Genomic DNA, 17,186 nt, shown 5'->3' on the forward strand with positions numbered 1-17,186 from the left:
TTACTCTTCCTTCAAACGACGACGGCTGAGCCCGGCCAGCAGCAACCTGAGACCCCATCCCAGCAGCAACATGCTGAGCAGAGTGATACCGGCCAACCGCACCGGATGGTTGGCCAGCAGATGCCACACGCGCTCCCACCAAGGGAGATAGCCCACCTCGTAGCGATCGCCGACATCCAGCGCAGTGACCCCGGCCTCCCGGATAATTGCCACCGAGCCTTCGACCTGAGCCCGCAGCGAAGGAGCTTGCATTGTCTCGTTCAGCAATCGGGTACCGGCGTGACCATCGGCCAGCAGAGCCACCACACTGCGCTGCGGGTGAACGGGGGATTGCAGACCAAGCACCACGGCTATCGCATCATTCCCGCTGATCCCGACCCGGGCCTCTGGCTGACGGTCGTTGGCCGACGAGTGCTCAACCGCGCTGAACTCGCGCCTTGGCTGATTCACCCAACTCTGCAGCGAAGCGAGCAGCGCATCCGGTTCGGCATCGTGGCGGAACTCGGCGGGCAGCGCGCCGATCAGCAAGGTATCAAGGTCGGCATCCCGCACCTGCTGCCAGTCATTGGCCAGGGTCACCGCCAGGGCCGGATAACCGGTTTCCGCACCGATCGCCCCCAGGGTGTCGAGCAGAGTCGTTATCTGATCAGGAGATGGTTTAACCGGCATAACTATCTGGGTTTCAGATAGATCAGCCAGCTTGCTGAAGGGGAAAGCCGCACCGGAGAAGGCTTTGAGGTTGGGCATCTCAATAAGATGACGGTAGCCGGTAAAGTCGAGGGTCGAGTTCTCATCAATCCGAACCTGATGAGCCGGTGGCAACAGCAGATCGCAGCGCCCATCCTCGTGCCCGCCCATAAACTGCTGACCATATTGGAAGGCGAAACTGAGACGATTGGGTTGCCCGCTCTTGAGCCCGGGCATCCGCAATGCTCTGGACTCATCATCGCCGGTCAACCAGAGGGGGAGCGTCAGCAACTGCTTGCCCTTGATCGCGTCGGGCTCCAGGGCATACGACTTCATCAACTGATCGTTCACCTTCACGTCCAGCCGGGAGCCGTCATGCAAAACCGGCGAGGTGTAGTGATAATCCAGCTGCAGCTTGATCCCGTTCGCCCCCGGCTGATAGAGATCGGGTGGCAATTTGACGGTGATATCCAGCGGCCAGATGGCTCGCCCGCTGGCTTGCAACTGACCCGGATAGTCGAGCAACTCGGCAAACCGTACCGGACGATCCAGTCTGACCCAGTTGGGTGCGTCATAGGGCACTCTTGGCGCCAGAGGCTTGAGCTCCTCAACCCGGACGCTCTGACCGCGCAGCAGCACATTCCCCTGAGCGATCCCCTTGCTGGCAAGCAGCAAATCATCCTGATTGCGCCCCAATATCAGCAACAACTTCACATAAGGGTTATCAGGGGAACTCACCATGTCGATGGTGGGCCCCGTCACCTTGGGGTAGTCACTCAGAAAATCAGGCCGAGTCTCGTTGGTCGCAAAAACGATGGCATTACGCTTTGGCGTCTCGTTTATCAGCACGGGGAAATGCTGCCCTCGCCATTTGGCCTTGGCCCCGAACCAGGAGGCGAGAACGGCCGCGGCCTGTTGCTGCTCCAGCGAAACCGCCCCGGCAAAGACCATGGGCAACACCAGCTGCGCATCATCGCGGGTGTCGAGAAACGGCATCGGGAAGAAGGAGAGCTCATTGCGCACCGGCAGGGTCTGCAACTGCAGATTGAGCCGGGTATCCCGATTGACATTGAGCCACAGGGTATCGCTGGCCGGGTTTTCACAGACCTTCTGATAGTGACCGATGAAGTTCAGTTTGAGCCGGTTGAAATCTTTGGCGTAACGGGGATCAAGCACCATAGAGGCATAGCTTCGCTGCCCCATCTGCTTGTCCACAAAGGGCTGCACGCCCATCAGCTCGTCATTGAGATAGACCTTGAGCTGGGAGATCAGCGGCAACAGGGAAGGCGAAGGGGTGAAGTCCAGATCCAGCGTGGCCTGAGTCACCACCTCGTCACGCCGCACGGTGAAATCCGCGACGCCATCAGGTGCGTTGCCGCGCAGCGCGAGCGTACCCGGCTGTGCAGCCATCTGCTCCAGCGTCATGGAACGAGTGCGTACCGGTGCCTCCACCGCAGGCTGCGGCCCCGTCATCTCAGTCGCCGATACCGCGGGAGCCGCCAGTATCAATGCAAGCAGGTAAGGTTTTGGTTTCATCATGCTTTTACTGTCTGTGCTGTCGCTCTCCCGGACCGATAATCCGGCGAGACACGACGTGGAACAAAAGAGAGCAGCCAGAACACCAGCTTCTCACTGAGAATGCAGAATGGCGCCAGTGGTGTGGAGCGCAGCAGACGCCAGTAAGCCCCCCAACCCAGCTGAACTATCTGGAAAAAACTGTGTATCGGGCGATCGCTGCCCAACCGTTTTTGCCACAGGGACCAGGTATCGGCGCGGGCAAAGGTGCACTGGATAAAGGCAATATGTTGCGCTTTGTCCATTGGCTCCAGCTCCAGACCGAGGCGGCTGCCAAATACCCGTTGCACCCGCGCAGGAAATGCGGCCTCCCGGCGACCATAGCGCAACAACAGCCAGACCCGCTCCTTGCCCGTCAGCGGCAAGCTGGTATCGAGGCGCACCCCGACACCACCGTTCGAGTAGTCACTGAGGGTGCAGGGATAAAGATGCCCATTGGCCAGCTTGATGGCGGCAGGCATCGCCATCTCCACCCGGGGATTGCTGCGCACCTGCCGTGATTCGAAGGCAACGGCCAATGCGCCACCCAGAATGGTCATGTTGTAGAGGGCCCACAACATGCTGAGGATCAGGGTCGGGATCTCATCGGACGGCCCGACCAGAATCCGCCAGATGCCGAATCCCAGACCGCAGATATTGAGCAGCACCAGGATCAGATAGGGACGCGATACCTCCAGATCGAGATAGACCTCCTCCGTCAATCCCCCCTTGGCGGTCACGTTGAATTTGCCTTTGTGCGGCGCGAACAGGGCCACCGTGGTGGGCCGCGCGATATACCAGGCCAGCACGGTCTCGTAGACCTCCCCCCAGAAGGAGTGGCGCACCTTGCCCTGGATCCGGGAGTTGGTCAGGGCGCTATGAAGCAGGTGTGGCAACATGTAGAGGGCGATCGCTGCCGCGGGGGCGTAGATGACATAGGCATGGAGGATCAGGAAGGCCAGTGGAGCGGTCAAAAAGATCAGCCGCGGAACACCGGACAGAAAGTGCAGCATGGCGTTGAAGTAGCAGAGCCGCTGCCCGAGGCTAATCCCTTTACCAAACAGCGGATTGTCCAGCCGCAGGATCTGCACCATGCCGCGCGCCCAGCGGATACGCTGGCCGATATGGGCCGACAGGCTCTCGGTGGCAAGCCCTGCCGCCTGTGGTATCCGCATATAGGCGGAGGTGTACCCCCGGCGATGCAACCGCAACGAGGTGTGGGCATCCTCGGTCACCGTCTCGACCGCCAGCCCGCCAATCTCATCCAGTGCCGAGCGCTTGATGACGGCACAGGAGCCGCAGAAAAAAGTGGCATCCCACATATCGTTGCCATCTTGCACCAGCCCATAGAAGAGCGCGCCCTCATTAGGCATTTTGCGGAAACGATGCAGGTTGCGCTCAAAGGGATCGGCCGAGAAGAAGTGGTGGGGTGTCTGCACCAGACCCAGGGCGGGATCTTTGAAAAACCACCCCACCGTCATCTGCAAGAAGGAGCGGGTTGGCAGGTGATCGCAGTCGAAAATGGCCACCAGTTCCCCACTCGCCAGCTTGAGGGCATGGTTGATATTGCCCGCCTTGGCATGCTCGTGAGTGGCTCGCGCCACATAGCGGATCCCGACCTCTTCGGCAAACTGCCTGAACTCCTCGCGCCCGCCATCATCGAGCAGCCAGATGGTCAGTTTGTCCTTTGGCCAGTCCAGCGCCAGCGAGGCATAAACCGTCCCTTTGACGATGGCCAGATCCTCGTTGTAAGTGGGGATCATCAGATCCACCGAAGGCCAGCTGGCAATATCAGCGGGCATCGGTACCGGTGGGCGATTGAGTGGCCATGCGGTCTGCCAGTATCCCAGGATCAGGACAACCCAGGCATAGGTCTCCGCCGCCAGCAGTAACAAACCACAGAACAGGCTTATGGGATCAAGCCAGTCCAGGGTGGAGGTATAGCGCCACCAGATATAGCGGCATGAGACGGTCAGGGAGAGCACCATCATCATCAGCATGGGATAGCGCCCCGGCACGGCGCGCAGCACGAATGCCATCACGGCCAGCATGAGGACAAAGACCAGCTGGGCATAAAGATCAAACGGTTGGGTAATACAGATCAGACTCAACAGCCCCGCCACGGTACAGAGCAATATGCTCTTCCATCTGGCAACGGCCACGGCATTGCGTGACTGCCGCAACTGGCTGCGCTCGAAGTGCGCCAGCTGCCCCTCCAGCCACAAGGTGCCTTTCTGCCATACCCGCTGACACCAGGCCGGCCAGTGGAGAGGCCTGGGTTCAGGCCTGCGCACCAGCAACCAAACCGTCTGTAACAGCAAGCGCAGGGGATCGCCGGGACGAGTGTGCGTCACATGCGGATAGAAGATATCTCTATTGGCACGCACGCGCTGCCAGGCCGCCCCCTCAAGGGGAAACACTATCCATGCCAAAAGCCGCAGCAGCGTCACTGACGAGGCAGCCCAGCGGGATGAGCCCGCGTCTCGCAACTCCCGATAACTGCGCCGTAACCAGCAGAGCGCGGCAGGTGTCAGCAAGGCAGCTAGCATGAAGACGCACTACTGTGGTTGATACACCAGCGCGCCAGCGCATCCAGCTCATGAGCTATCAGGCTGTCGGGGGCGTACTCACCCACCGGTAACTTGGCCGCCATCGCCTCCGCCATTGACTCATCCCGGTGCAGACGGATGGAGAGCATCGGGATCCCCCCCTCCATCCAGAGGTCGAGCAGATCCTGCTGCAACGCACGCCGACTGGTAAATTGGGTCACCACCACCTGCTCATGCGGAACAAATAGATGGCGATAGAGCCGCGTGTGGGCATTGGCGTCGGCATTGACCACGGTGAGCAATCGGGTAACGGCCACCGGTGTCACGCCTGCAGGCAGATCCAGCAGCACCAGATCGTAACCCTCCACGACAGACAACCAGTCGACAGATAGCGGCCCAGCCACACCGCCTTGCGCCAACAGATCCAGACCCGGTCGCCAGCAATGAATGGCGGTGCGCCACGAGTGTGCCGGATCAGCCAGCAAGCCCCAGCCGCACACCTCATCGTGAGGCCTCCCGAAATGGAGCGGCAATTGATTGTCAGGGCAAAGATCGACAGCCAGCACCCTGGCGCCCTGCCGCCAGGCGGCCAACGCCAACCCGGCAACGATAGAGGTCGTCCCCACGCCCCCTCTTATCCCTTGCAGTGCAACGGTGATCACTCCGCTTTCCTCTTTAAATCAAGCTCGGCAAGCAGAGGAAAGCGTGACCGGACATCGGCCAGATGCTCTTCCAGAGCGATGTCGTGATACTGAAAGCTGACACCAAACGCCCTCTGGACCAGCTCGATATCAGTAACCCCATCCCCTTCCACGGGAACCTCAAAAGGTACCGGCTTGATTGCCTGCTCATCTATCGTCATGCCGCACTCCGGATTATTGGGGGTAAGGAACCCACTCGCCCTGTCCCAGTTTGATGTGATAGCCATCTTGATAATGCACCACCACGGTTCCCTGGTTCTCCGACACCATTGGGGTTTTAGGCAGGTTGTTCAGCAAACCATCCCAATCGATGGTCGGGGCATCAAACAGATCACTCCCCAGCGTTTTTGCAACCAGCTCGGACATGGCGAGGTAACTGCTTTCTCCTGTGATATGGCGGGTTGGCTCATGGGGGGCACGAGTGCCGATAAAGGCAATTCCGACTGGAATACGGGTAATGGCAGGGCTGGGAATATCGCGCAAACCTGACATTTGCATGCGATCACCGGCGAGGGCCGCACCATGTTCCGGCACCACTACCACCATCACCTTGCGCCCGGATCGATCCAGCTCAGAGAGGAAGTGATCCAGTTGATCCAGCAAGGTTCTCAACCTCGCCTTGTAGGGTGCAATCTGCCGATTTTTGGCATAACGATTGCCATCGTGCAGGGCAATCAGGTTAAAGAAGGTGGCATTGCGAATGGCCTGGCTCTGGCCTCGCTCATTCAACCAGCGCGCAAACAGGGCATCATCCCGATAGATGGGCTCACCATCAAAAGAGGCCAAATCATGTGGCAAGTCTTTCCTGCTCATGGGTTCCGTCTCGAGCGAGACCAGCTCTTTCAGCTCCTTGAGGTAATTACCAAACGCGCCGGAGTGATCCAGTGCCACCTGTTTCTCGAAGCCCAATTGAGCCAACTGATCCATTAACAGGCACTGTTTGGGGGCGGCCAGATAGAGATCCTGATGACTGGGCTGACCACAGCTGGCACGCAGCAGACGAATGGATGCCGGGCCGCTGTAAGAGGTGGCCGAGTTAAAGCTGTCGAACATCACGTCGAAACGCCGCCACACCGGATGCTCCTGCAGACCGCTCGCCTCCACATCGCTCCAGGCCAGGGAGCAGATGTTAATGATGAGCACGTCAAAGGGTGTCGCCTTGGCCGGCAACTGCTGCGGAAAGCGGGTTTCGCGCCCACGCTCTGCCTGATAGAAGTCATTGAGATAGGCATTGAGGTTGGCACTGGTGGGGGGAGCACTCTGGCCAAGCTGCTGTTCCAGTTCCGCTGCCCCCTGCCCGTTGTCCACAAGACCGTTAACCGGTTGGGCAGCCACACTGGATGCAGGAGCACTCCCCTCTGGCAGGACACGCAACAACTGGGGGGAGAGCCACAGCCAGAGCAGCGCGGCCAGCACCCAGGGGGTAAACCGTAACCACTGCGCCATAAACAGGTAGGTCGTCAGCATGACAAAACCAGCCCCGACCATCTCCCAATTGATGAAGCGCTCGAGCAACTCCAGCCAGTAATCAGCCGTAAAAGAGAAAACCTGTCCTCCCTGGCTGACAATGCTCTCGAAACCGGGCAGCCAGGTGTCGTGATATAAGAGCCCGACACCTACCGGCAGGGCGATCCACGACCGTGCCCGCCGCATCAGCGTCGAGGGGAGCGGAAAGAGCAGAAACGCGGCAAAGACCAAATTGGCCAGCGGGTGAAAATTGAGATATCCCCCCCACAGCAACGCCAGTTTGCCCAGAAAATAGAGGTTCCAGCCCCCCAAACCAAACCAGTTCAAGGGAAAGGGAGAAAGAGAGTCTGAAGATGTATGTCGCGTCATTGAAACCGGTCTGGCTGTCACCACCAAACCGGACAATTGCGGCCAGGGCTCAACCTCAAAATTGATAACAAAGTTATTTAGCCCAGCAGCATAGCATGTGGCTAGTTAAATATCTTTATGCGTGTTTTTCATACAGCATGACATGCCAATTAAATGCCAGTTATTAGCTGCATGATTCAAAAGTCATTTTTTGTTCATTTTATTACTAAAAACAACAAAGAGCCCCACTTTACTCCCGTTTCTGGGATCCAAATTCCATTACACCGCAGGCTCCAGCGCACTGAACACGGTCTGCATATACGCTCCGGCATGCGAACTGCTTGAGGCGTAATGGGGATTACGCCATGATGTCCAGCCCGGCTGACCGCCGGTTTTACTGGACAGTCAATTTCAAGGATCCCCCATGTTTGAACACGTCGATGCCTATGCTGGCGACCCCATCCTGACGCTAGTCGAGACCTTCCACAAAGACACCCGCGAGCAGAAGGTGAACCTGGGGATCGGCCTCTATTACGACGAGCAGGGCCGCATTCCGCTGCTGCCGTCGGTACAGCAGGCCGAAGCCCAGCGCGCTGCCGCCCCGGCGCCGCGCCCCTACCAGCCGATGGAGGGTGCCGCCAACTACCGCACCGCGGTGCAGCACCTGCTGTTTGGTGCCGACCATGAAGCGATCAAGGCGGGACGTATCGCCACCATCCAGACCATCGGCGGCTCAGGCGCGCTCAAGATCGGCGCCGATCTGCTCAAGCGCTACTTCCCAACCTCCGAGGTGTGGGTCAGCAATCCCACCTGGGATAACCACAAGGCGATGTTCGAGGGTGCCGGCATCAAGGTGCACGACTACCCCTACTACGATGCGGCTACCGGCGGCGTGCAGTTCGATGCCATGCTCGACTGCCTGAACACCTTGCCAGCCAAGAGCATCGTGCTGCTGCACCCCTGCTGCCACAATCCGACCGGGGTGGATCTCTCCCGCGCCCAGTGGGATCAGGTCATCACGCTGGTGGTCGAGAAGAACCTGATCCCCTTTATGGATATCGCCTATCAGGGCTTCGGTGACGGGCTGGAAGAGGATGCCTACGCCATCCGCGCCATGGTGGCCGCCGGGGTCAGCTTCTTCGTCAGCAACTCGTTTTCCAAGAACCTCTCCTTCTACGGCGAGCGCTGCGGCGGCCTGTCGGTGATCTGCAAAGATGCCGAAGAGGCGAGCCGGGTACTGGGGCAGATGAAGGCCACCGTGCGTCGCAACTACTCCAGCCCCCCCACCCACGGTGGCCAGATCACTGCGGCGGTGATGAGCCAGCCCGCGCTGCACGCCATGTGGGTCGAGGAGGTGACCGAGATGCGCACCCGCATCAAGGGGATGCGCCAGAAGCTGTTCGAGGTGCTGAGCGCCAAGGTCCCGGGCCGCGATTTCAGCTACTTCATCAACCAGCGCGGCATGTTCAGCTACACCGGCTTCACGCCGGAGCAGGTGGATCGCCTGCGCGAGGAGTTCGCCGTCTATCTGGTGCGCTCCGGCCGCATGTGTGTGGCGGGCCTCAACAGTCGCAACGTTGACTATGTGGCCGACGCCATGGCCGCAGTGCTCAAGGGCTAATACGCACCAGCCCCGCTCACGCGGGGCTTTTTTTGTCTGTTGCGTTCACTGTCACCTCTTGATGGGTCTGCTCACCCTCCCCCGGCTGTGAGAGAATGCCAGCGGCTCACGTTGAATCTTCCTGGTTCCGAGCCTGTTTATCTTCATCCGCTTATCTTCAGGAGCCACTATGGATCTGATCGCACTCTCTCGGCTGGGAGGTCGCCATCTGGTCACCCTGCACCTGCTGCTCGACAACCAAAGCGTCACCCGCACCGCCGAGCGGCTCTGTACCACCCCCTCCACCGTCAGTAAAACCCTCAACCAGCTGCGGGATCTGCTGGGGGATCAACTGCTCTACCGCCAGGGTAACCAGCTACTGCTCACCCCCATGGCCGAGCGACTGGCTCCGACCCTGCACCGGCTGCTGGGGGAGCTGAACGGTCTCACCCGCCAGAACGCCTTCAACCCGCAGCAGTGGCAGGGCACCTTGCGACTGGGATTGCGCGAGAGCGTGATGACCTGGCCGGTGGGCCCCATTCTGGGTCAGCTGATGAAAGAGGTGCCGGGCATGGTGCCGGAGATCTGGAACAAGGATGAGCAGGGGCTGGAGGCGCTGGCGGCGGGCAAGCTCGACTTCGTGATCCTGCCCCATGACCAGAGCCAGCCGTTGCCCCGTCAGCCGGGGCTGGTGTGGGAGACCCTGCGGGAGGAGAAGCTGGTCTGCCTGCTGCGCAAAGATCACCCGGCGCTGGCCAAGCCCTGGGATCTCGATGCCTACCTGAGCGGGCGCCATATCGCCATTCGGGATCAGGAGCTGGCCAACCCCTTCTTCGAGCAGAGCCTGGCCCAGCAGCAGGGACGCCGCCAGATTGGCGCCACCCTGCCAGACTTTTCCAGCGCAGCGGCCCTGCTACCCCAAACCGACCTGATCCTCACCGCCATCGGTGGCTGGGCAGCCTGCATGGCCAGTCAGCCGGATCTGGTGATGCGTCCGGCCCCGTTCGATTACGGCAAGGTGAGTCACAGTCTGGTCTGGTACGGCCCGGCCGGTGACGGCTCGGCCCGCCACTGGTTCCGCCAGCGGATCCTGCAACTGGGTCGCGAGTTGATACAGCCCTGAACCGGGCAACATCTGTGATGAGTTGATGTCTCGTCGCAAAGGGCGACGAGACATCAATGGCAGTAAGGGATCAGGGGCGTTTGGTGTAGATGGGGCTGGGGAAGGAGGCGACGTTGCTGCCCAGATCCGTGATGCGGGCCGCCCCCTGCTTTCTGACCTGATCGATGCGCAGCACCTGATGCATGGGGATCAGGGTGTGGCGCACATCGGCAAATTCACTCTTGAGCTTCTCGTGACTGGGATCGACGATGAGCGCCGTGTGGTTGTCCCAGACAAAGTCGGCAATCTCGATAAAACCGAACAGCTGGCCCTGATTGACTTCGCGCACATAGACTTCGTAGCGCTCGCTGTGGCAAATAAACTGAACCCGATATAACGCCTTGCTTTCACTCATGATTATCTGTCATTGAGGGGGAAGAAGATGGCCATTATTCTAGCCGCCGTTCTCGCCCCCTCCAATAGACAGAAATCACAGTTGCGGCCTTTCCATTCCACTCCTCACGCCATGACGGTCACCGGATAACGCAGCCACTCAGACCATCAAGGCAGGCAGTGACACCGGCCCCAGCCCCGCTGCGCGCAAGCGGCTGGCCAGCTGTTCCAGCTCGGTTTGGCTGGCCTCTGGCCATTGCGCGGCCTCCCCGCGAACCCCGTGGTGGCGAAAGCCGTTGATGCGGATCGGCACCGGCCCAAGCTGCTGCAAGAAGGCGGCGAGATCCGCGTCCAGCTCACCACTCGCATCCAGAAAATCGCTCTTGCCCGGCACATGGAGCAGCCGCAGTTCAGTCAGCTTGCCGTGGCGTGCCAGCAGTTGCAGCGAGGCCAGCACCCGCTCGCGGCCATAGCCGGTCAGGGTGTGATGCACCGAGTCGCGCCACCCCTTGAGATCGAGCATGGCGCCGTCGAGCACTGGCAGCAGCCGCTGCCAGCCGGTCTCGGCCAGCGAGCCGTTGCTGTCGAGCAGGCAACTGAGATGAGCCAGATCCGGCGCGGCCTTGATGGCGGAAAACAGCGCAACCACAAAGGGGAGCTGGGTGGTCGCCTCGCCGCCGGAGACGGTAATCCCGCTCAGCAGCGGGCCGTAGCGGCGCAGCAGGGCCAGCACCTCGGCCACCGTCATGGTGGCGGTTTTGGGGTTGGCGCTGCGGGGGCAGACATCCAGACAAGCGTCGCAGTCGGTGCAGAGCGCCGCCTGCCAGCGCACGCTGCGCTCGCCAGTGCGGCCCTCATCCAGAGAGAGGGCGCCGCTCGGACAGACCGCGAGGCAGTCGCCGCAATCGTCGCACAGCCCGATGGTGTGGGGGTTATGGCAGCCGGGGCAGCGAAAGTTGCAGCCCTGCAGAAACAGCACCAGCCGGTTGCCCGGCCCGTCGACACAGGAGAACGGCAGCACCCTGCTCACCAGGGCGCTGCGTGTTGGCAAAACATCAGCCATCAGGACGAACTCAATACTCGCAGATGGTCGACTCGTGGGCGACCACTCGCGGTGCCCGCTGACGAATGGCGGTCACTTCGCTCGCCTCGGCACCGAGACAGGTGGTCTGCAAGCGCGACCCCTCCTCTGCGAAGCGGGCCACGTCGCTCTTGCGGATCATGTAGCCGGTCACCCGCACCAGATCGCTGTCGGCCACGTTGGCGGTGAACTCACGCATGCCGATGGCGAGCGCCCCCTTGCAGAGCTGCAACAGCGCCTGCGGGTTCTGGCGGATGGTGGGATCCAGGGTCAGGATCTCGCTGATCCCCGAGTGGTAATAAGTGTGGTGCGGCGCCAGCGCCAGCACATGACTGGCCGGATCCGGCTCATGACCGTAGGGAATGCGCACCCCGGGGGTAACAGCCACATCGATGCTGAGGCCACCTTGCGAGTGCAGCAGGGCGCGACCACCCCAGGCATGGGTTTGCGGCGTCGTGGTCACATAGTCAGAGAGCTGGGCCGAGATGCGATAGCCCAGCTGGTTCGCCTCCTCGCCATGGCCGTAGCGATCCGGCAGATTCTCTTTATCCATCAGGATATTGACCGCTTCCGCCATGCCGTAGATACCGAACATGGGGACGAAACGATCCTCATCCAGCAGCCCCTCCTTGACCAGGAAGCTGTCGAAGAAACCGGACTCATCATGGAGGAACGCGGCACGCGCTTCGATCAACTGGGAGGCCAGACGGCAGTAGTGGGGCAACAGGCAGCCAAGGAAATCATCGATCCCCTGGCACTGCTCGGCGACCCGCTTGAGGGAGATGCGCACCAGGGTATTGGCGCCACCCGCCTGCGGCAGGGCGTTGTAGCAGCTGACGATGCCAAAGCCACGATTGTCGAAGGTATCACGGTGGATCGGGTAGTTGGCGATGTGCGGCTTGCTGCACTCGGCGATGTTCTTCACCGCCTGCAACAGCAGGCTGTCCGGGGTCTGCTCCGGATCGTGGAAGAAGGTGAGGTTGGGCGCCACCTGCTTGAGCTCGTTGTCGATGCGCAGGATCAGGCGGCAGATGCGGTTGTCATCCGGCCCGATGTTGACGTGCATGAAAGCGTCCGGCAGCACCCGATCCAGATAGACCCAGAACCCCTTCAGCTTGCGATAGAGGGTCTCGTCATCCAGCTCGCCGACAAACGGCAGCAGCAGATGGTCGAGTCGACCCAGCCAGACCGGGATGCCGGTAACGGAGGGGACGTGGTGATAGAGGATACGCAGGGCGTTAAGCGCCTCGTCGAAATCCTGCGGCGGTGCCAGCTCCAGCCAGGCAGAGCCCTGACTCAGGAATTTTTCATAGTCCGGCAGCACATAGCGCGGCTTGTAAGGAGCGTGACCTTCGAACATGTCACAGATAAATCCCTGCGCCATCGCCTCGGCGACTGCGGCAGGCAGGTCGGGGTAGGGCAACGCATTCTCGGCAGCCAGCGCCAAAGCATGGCTCTTCTGGGCGGCAGAGAGGTTGTGATCACGCACGATGCGCTGACAGGTTTCGATCAAAGACATGGGACACTCCTTCACGGACAGAGCCCATATCCTCACCTTTTGCAGGCTTTTTTTGAAGTGACATTCACAACATGCCGGATGTCCATATAAGACATCCAGTATCGACCGGACAACCCCTTGAAAACACAAGGGGCCCTCTCTCGCGACAGGGCCCCCGTTCAGGCAATCAGGGTTGGATGATGATAGGCGTGCCGGGTTCGATGGCGTTCCACACCTCATCGAGGTCATGGTTGAGCATGGCGATGCAGCCGTTGGTCCAGTTGGATGGCTGCAAGCGACGGTTGCCAATGCTGTTGCGCTGACCATGGATCATGATCATGCCACCCGGACGAACTCCCAGTTCATTGGCTCGCTTGATGTCATCAAGGTTCGGATAGTTGATATGGATGGCTTTGTAGTAGCCGGAATTGGTCTTCTTGTAGTCGAGGGTGTAGCGCCCTTCCGGCGTACGCTGATCCCCTTCCTGCTGCTTGTGCCCCTTGGGCGCCGGGCCCAGTGCAATCCAGTAGCGCTTCAGTTCCTTGCCATCCTTCATCAGGGTCAGGCTATAGGTCGACTTCTTGACCACCACCAAATCGGCTTTTTCAGTAAAGGCAAAACTCAATGCGGGCCAAAGCCCCAACAAACACAGTAATACGGCTCTCATTCCATCCCTCGACAAGCCGCTGGTGCGGGCTTTTCTTGTTACCAAATCATCTGAACAATGCCCGCCGAGTGGCGAGCGAGCGCCATGATATTGGATCGCCATCAATACTCAAGATGCCCGATAAAACATATCTTGGATCCCGCTTCGCCACGCCAGCCAGCAGGAGAAACTAAGTGTAACAATTAATATTTAAAACAATAGGATAGCTACATGTTTCAGCTCTGGTATCAGCGCTGATTATCGGTGATGATTAATTTTTACCTCATCGACAGGATCATGCCATGCGCTCTTCGTGCCGCCTCGTCCCTCTGCTGTTCTCTTCGCTACTGTCCTCGCCGCTGTTGCTCTGGCTGCCCGCCAGTGTCGCCGCCGATGCGCTCTGGCTGCGCGAGCCTGCCCTCTCCCCCGATGGCAAGCAGCTTGCCTTCACCTGGCAGGGGCGCATCTTCATCAGTAGCGCCGAAGGAGGACCTGCGACGGCACTCACCGGCAGCGACTACCTGAGCCAGCGGCCGGTCTGGTCGCCGGATGGCAAGCAGCTCGCCTTTGCCGCCAACCTCTACGGTAACGAGGATGTGTTCGTGGTGCCCGCCAGCGGCGGCGAGATGGTACGTCTCACCCGCGATTCGCGCGCCGATCTGCCACAAGCGTTCAGCGCCGATGGCAAACGGCTGCTACTGAGCAGCCAGCGTCCGGGCGCGCCCGCGGCCGACCATTTTGTCGCAGAAGGCTACCAATGGGGAGAGCTCTACTGGACGCCGGTAACAGGAGGAGAACTGCAGGCTGACCTGCCGCTGCCAGCGACCCTGGCGCGCCCGTACGGGAAGCAGCTCGCCTACCAGATGCCCGCAGCGGATCAACCCTTTCGCAAGCATCAGCACTCCTTCGCGGTGCCCCGCCTCTGGCTATTTGATGGCAAGCAGCATCGACAGCTGACCGAAGATCGGGTGGCAGCCACCGATCCGGTCTGGAGCGACAAGGGGGATGCCCTCTTTTACCTGAGCGAGCGCAGCGGTGATTTCAACGTCTGGCGCCGCGATCTTGCCAGCGGCAAGGAGCAGCAGCTCACCCACTATAAAGGTCATCCTGTGCGAGGGCTGAGCGCCTCCCGCAACGGCGATCTGGTCTGGTCATGGCTGGGTGAGATCTATCGCCTTGATGCAGGCAGCAGCACACCGCGCAAACTGACCATCATCCCGCAGGTGGCAAGCACGCCGGATGAGGCGAGCGACACATTGACTCAGGCGGACGAGGCGCTGGTCAGCAAGGAGGCTGACGAGCTGATCCTGGTGAGCGAGGGCAACCTGTTTGCCGTCGACCCCGAGCGGGAGCGAGTACGCCAGCTGACCCATGATCCGAGCGAACAGTCCAGCCCCCTCTATGCCGAGCAGGGGCGCTCCCTAATCTACCTCTCCGAGCAGCAAGGGCACGCCGCCCTCTATCACCTGCGCAAGGGGGAGCCTGATCGGCTGTTCAGCGATCCGGGCCCCCTGACCGAGAGCCTGCTGCTGGCCATTCCCGGCAAGGGGATCAGCCGACCGCGGCTCTCCCCCGACGGCAAGCAACTCGCCTTCGTGGTGGACGGTCAGGCTATCCATCTGCTCGATCTGGCGAGCAACAAGGAGCGGGAGCTGGTGCCTGCCAGCTTCAACCCATGGCGCCACAAAATCACGCTCTCCTTTGCCCCCGACTCCCGCCATCTGGCGTTCACCTTCCGCCCCGACTCGGCGGGACAGGATATCGCCCTCATCGACACTCGCACACCGGATGCCAAGCCGATCAATATCAGCCGGAATGGTTACCTGGATGAGCAGCCTGGCTGGAGCAAAGATGGCGCCATCTTCTATTGGCTATCAGCCCGATTTGGGCCACTGGGGGCAGATGGTGAACCCATCGGTCAGAGTCTGTTGGCAATCTACAGCAGCCGGGCGGCCAAAGCCGATTTTCTCGCCGAGCAGACACCGCCAAAAGCGGGGTATGGATTTGATACCGAGCGTCTCACCCATCGCGAGGCGTTCCTGTTGCAACCCTCTGGCACACTGCTCGCCAGCCGCATTGTCGACGACCAGCTGATCTATCTGGTGGAAGAGATGAAGGTCAACGGCGAGAGTGAGATCAAGGGCTATGCCCGGGATCTGCGCAAGGACAAAACCCGAGAGCTATTTTCCGAGCAGCCAGGTCCAGCCCAGGTCACTCTCAATGATGACGCGACGCTGGTCACGCTGGTACGGGACGGCGGGGAGATAACCCGGATCCATCTCGAATCCGGCGAAACGACCAGCACGCATTTTGTCTTGCAGTCAACCAACCGCTGGCAGGCACGGATGGCCGCTTCCTTCGATCAGATCGCCCGTCTCACCCGTGATGAGTTCTATCAAGACAACATGAACGGCGTGGATTGGAATAGCTATGTCAACGCTTACCGCCGCCTGCTGCCGGGCATCGGCAACCCGCGCGACTTTGGCAACCTGCTGGCGGAGCTGGCCGGTGAGCTGAATGTCTCCCACACCTGGGGCAATGGCCCGGCCCCCTTCCCGCGCATGGCGGACAACACCGCCAGCCTCGGCGGCTACTGGCGGGATGGCAAACAGGGGGTGGAGCTGGTCGCACTGCTGGCCGGTGGCCCGCTGGAGCAGGAGAGCGACATCAAAGCGGGGGCCCGGCTGCTCGCCATCAACGGCGTGGAAATCGCCAATCTGAGCGCGCTGGATCAGGCCCTCAACCATCAGGCTGGCGCCCGACTCGCCCTCACCTTCCAGCAAGCGGGCAACCCCACCCCTGACGAAGTGGTGGTCACCGCCATCGACCTGCAACAGGAGTACCAGCTGAAAATGGACCGCTGGGTGGAAAAACGGCGGAAACAGGTGGATGAGCTGAGCAATGGGCGGGTCGGCTACGTCTATCTGCCTGAGATGAATAGCGACGTCTACGACAAGGTGGTTGCGGAGGCCCTGGGCAGCCAACGCAATCGGGAAGCGCTGATCGTCGATGTCCGTTTCAACAGCGGCGGCTATCTGGCCAATACCCTGGTGGAGTTTCTGACGGGAAGTGGCAGCACCAAGGGGATGGCGATCAGCTGGCCGCGACAAGGCAAGGGAGCGACAGATGCCGCCAGCCGCCAGTGGACCAAACCCTCGGTGGTACTGGTCAATGCGGGCAGCTACTCGGAAGGTTCCGCCTTCCCCGAGTACTACCGCGCCCTCAAGGCAGGCCCCATCGTCGGCGAGCCCGTGCCGGGTACCGGCACCTATGTCTACCAGCACAGATCGACGCTGATCCCGGGTCTGAATTACGGCATCCCGACGCTGGGGATGAAAGATCCGAACGGTTCATTATACGAAAACAGAGAGCTCATTCCGGACCTGCAGGTGCCGCTCACCCCCGCCGATATGGTGGCCGGACGCGACCCGCAACTGGAGGCCGCCGTCAACAAGGCACTGACCCTGATACCGAATGCAAAAGAGCACTCAGGTAACACACAACAGGTTGACACCTCGCCCGAAAAGGGAATCAAATGAGGACACAAAATATCTGGGCTG

12 protein-coding genes are annotated in these 17,186 nt (G+C 60.5%); 3 read left to right on the top strand and 9 right to left on the bottom strand.

Annotated elements, in window-relative coordinates; genetic code table 11:
- The 5 genes from bcsB to bcsG are packed head-to-tail and all read right to left on the bottom strand — an operon-like array spanning window position 1 to window position 7,327.
- Window positions 1-2,226 carry a cellulose biosynthesis cyclic di-GMP-binding regulatory protein BcsB gene (gene bcsB / locus LD28_RS0107920; RefSeq protein WP_081959463.1) on the bottom strand — a complete coding sequence of 742 codons (2,226 nt, stop codon included), beginning with the start codon at window positions 2,224-2,226 and terminating at the stop codon, window positions 1-3.
- Window positions 2,223-4,790, bottom strand: a complete 2,568-nt coding sequence (bcsA, locus tag LD28_RS0107925) for a UDP-forming cellulose synthase catalytic subunit (RefSeq protein ID WP_033136445.1) — start codon at window positions 4,788-4,790, stop codon at window positions 2,223-2,225. Before bcsA ends, bcsB begins: the two co-directional genes overlap by 4 nt.
- Window positions 4,784-5,452 carry a cellulose synthase operon protein YhjQ/BcsQ gene (locus LD28_RS0107930; RefSeq protein WP_033136446.1) on the bottom strand — a complete coding sequence of 223 codons (669 nt, stop codon included), beginning with the start codon at window positions 5,450-5,452 and terminating at the stop codon, window positions 4,784-4,786. Before LD28_RS0107930 ends, bcsA begins: the two co-directional genes overlap by 7 nt.
- Window positions 5,449-5,652 (bottom strand): cellulose biosynthesis protein BcsR, encoded by a 204-nt coding sequence (gene bcsR / locus LD28_RS0107935; protein WP_033136447.1) that lies wholly within the window; start codon window positions 5,650-5,652, stop codon window positions 5,449-5,451. The genes LD28_RS0107930 and bcsR overlap by 4 nt, the downstream gene beginning before the upstream one ends.
- Before the next feature lie 13 nt (window positions 5,653-5,665).
- Complete coding sequence (bcsG, locus tag LD28_RS0107940) at window positions 5,666-7,327, bottom strand: cellulose biosynthesis protein BcsG (RefSeq protein ID WP_033136448.1); 1,662 nt, start codon at window positions 7,325-7,327, stop codon at window positions 5,666-5,668.
- Window positions 7,328-7,730: 403 nt separating this feature from the next.
- On the opposite strand from bcsG, the gene LD28_RS0107945 reads away from it, so the two are divergent.
- Both LD28_RS0107945 and LD28_RS0107950 read left to right on the top strand, forming a co-directional pair.
- Complete coding sequence (locus LD28_RS0107945; protein WP_033136449.1) at window positions 7,731-8,927, top strand: amino acid aminotransferase; 1,197 nt, start codon at window positions 7,731-7,733, stop codon at window positions 8,925-8,927.
- Between the two features lie 169 nt (window positions 8,928-9,096).
- Window positions 9,097-10,029 carry a LysR family transcriptional regulator gene (locus LD28_RS0107950; protein ID WP_033136450.1) on the top strand — a complete coding sequence of 311 codons (933 nt, stop codon included), beginning with the start codon at window positions 9,097-9,099 and terminating at the stop codon, window positions 10,027-10,029.
- 70 nt (window positions 10,030-10,099) lie between these two features.
- Here LD28_RS0107950 and LD28_RS0107955 read toward each other — a convergent pair whose 3' ends face one another.
- The 4 genes from LD28_RS0107955 to LD28_RS0107970 all read right to left on the bottom strand — a co-directional run bounded on the left by LD28_RS0107955 (window position 10,100) and on the right by LD28_RS0107970 (window position 13,647).
- Window positions 10,100-10,423 carry a DUF1820 family protein gene (locus LD28_RS0107955; protein WP_033136451.1) on the bottom strand — a complete coding sequence of 108 codons (324 nt, stop codon included), beginning with the start codon at window positions 10,421-10,423 and terminating at the stop codon, window positions 10,100-10,102.
- 138 nt (window positions 10,424-10,561) lie between these two features.
- Window positions 10,562-11,464 (bottom strand): YjjW family glycine radical enzyme activase, encoded by a 903-nt coding sequence (locus LD28_RS0107960; RefSeq protein WP_033136452.1) that lies wholly within the window; start codon window positions 11,462-11,464, stop codon window positions 10,562-10,564.
- A gap of 10 nt (window positions 11,465-11,474) precedes the next feature.
- Window positions 11,475-13,001, bottom strand: coding sequence for a YjjI family glycine radical enzyme (locus tag LD28_RS0107965; RefSeq protein WP_033136453.1), 1,527 nt, complete (start codon window positions 12,999-13,001; stop codon window positions 11,475-11,477).
- 166 nt (window positions 13,002-13,167) lie between these two features.
- A complete protein-coding gene (locus tag LD28_RS0107970) occupies window positions 13,168-13,647 on the bottom strand; it encodes a L,D-transpeptidase family protein (protein ID WP_033136454.1) in 480 nt (159 codons plus the stop codon).
- Between the two features lie 281 nt (window positions 13,648-13,928).
- Between LD28_RS0107970 and LD28_RS0107975 the strand changes: the two genes are divergently transcribed.
- The gene (locus LD28_RS0107975) at window positions 13,929-17,165 is read left to right on the top strand and encodes a S41 family peptidase (protein ID WP_050514276.1); all 3,237 of its coding nucleotides are present in this window, start codon (window positions 13,929-13,931) and stop codon (window positions 17,163-17,165) included.
- Window positions 17,166-17,186: the final 21 nt, after the last annotated feature.

It is taken from the genome of Aeromonas finlandensis (assembly GCF_000764645.1).
Classification (GTDB): domain Bacteria; phylum Pseudomonadota; class Gammaproteobacteria; order Enterobacterales; family Aeromonadaceae; genus Aeromonas; species Aeromonas finlandensis.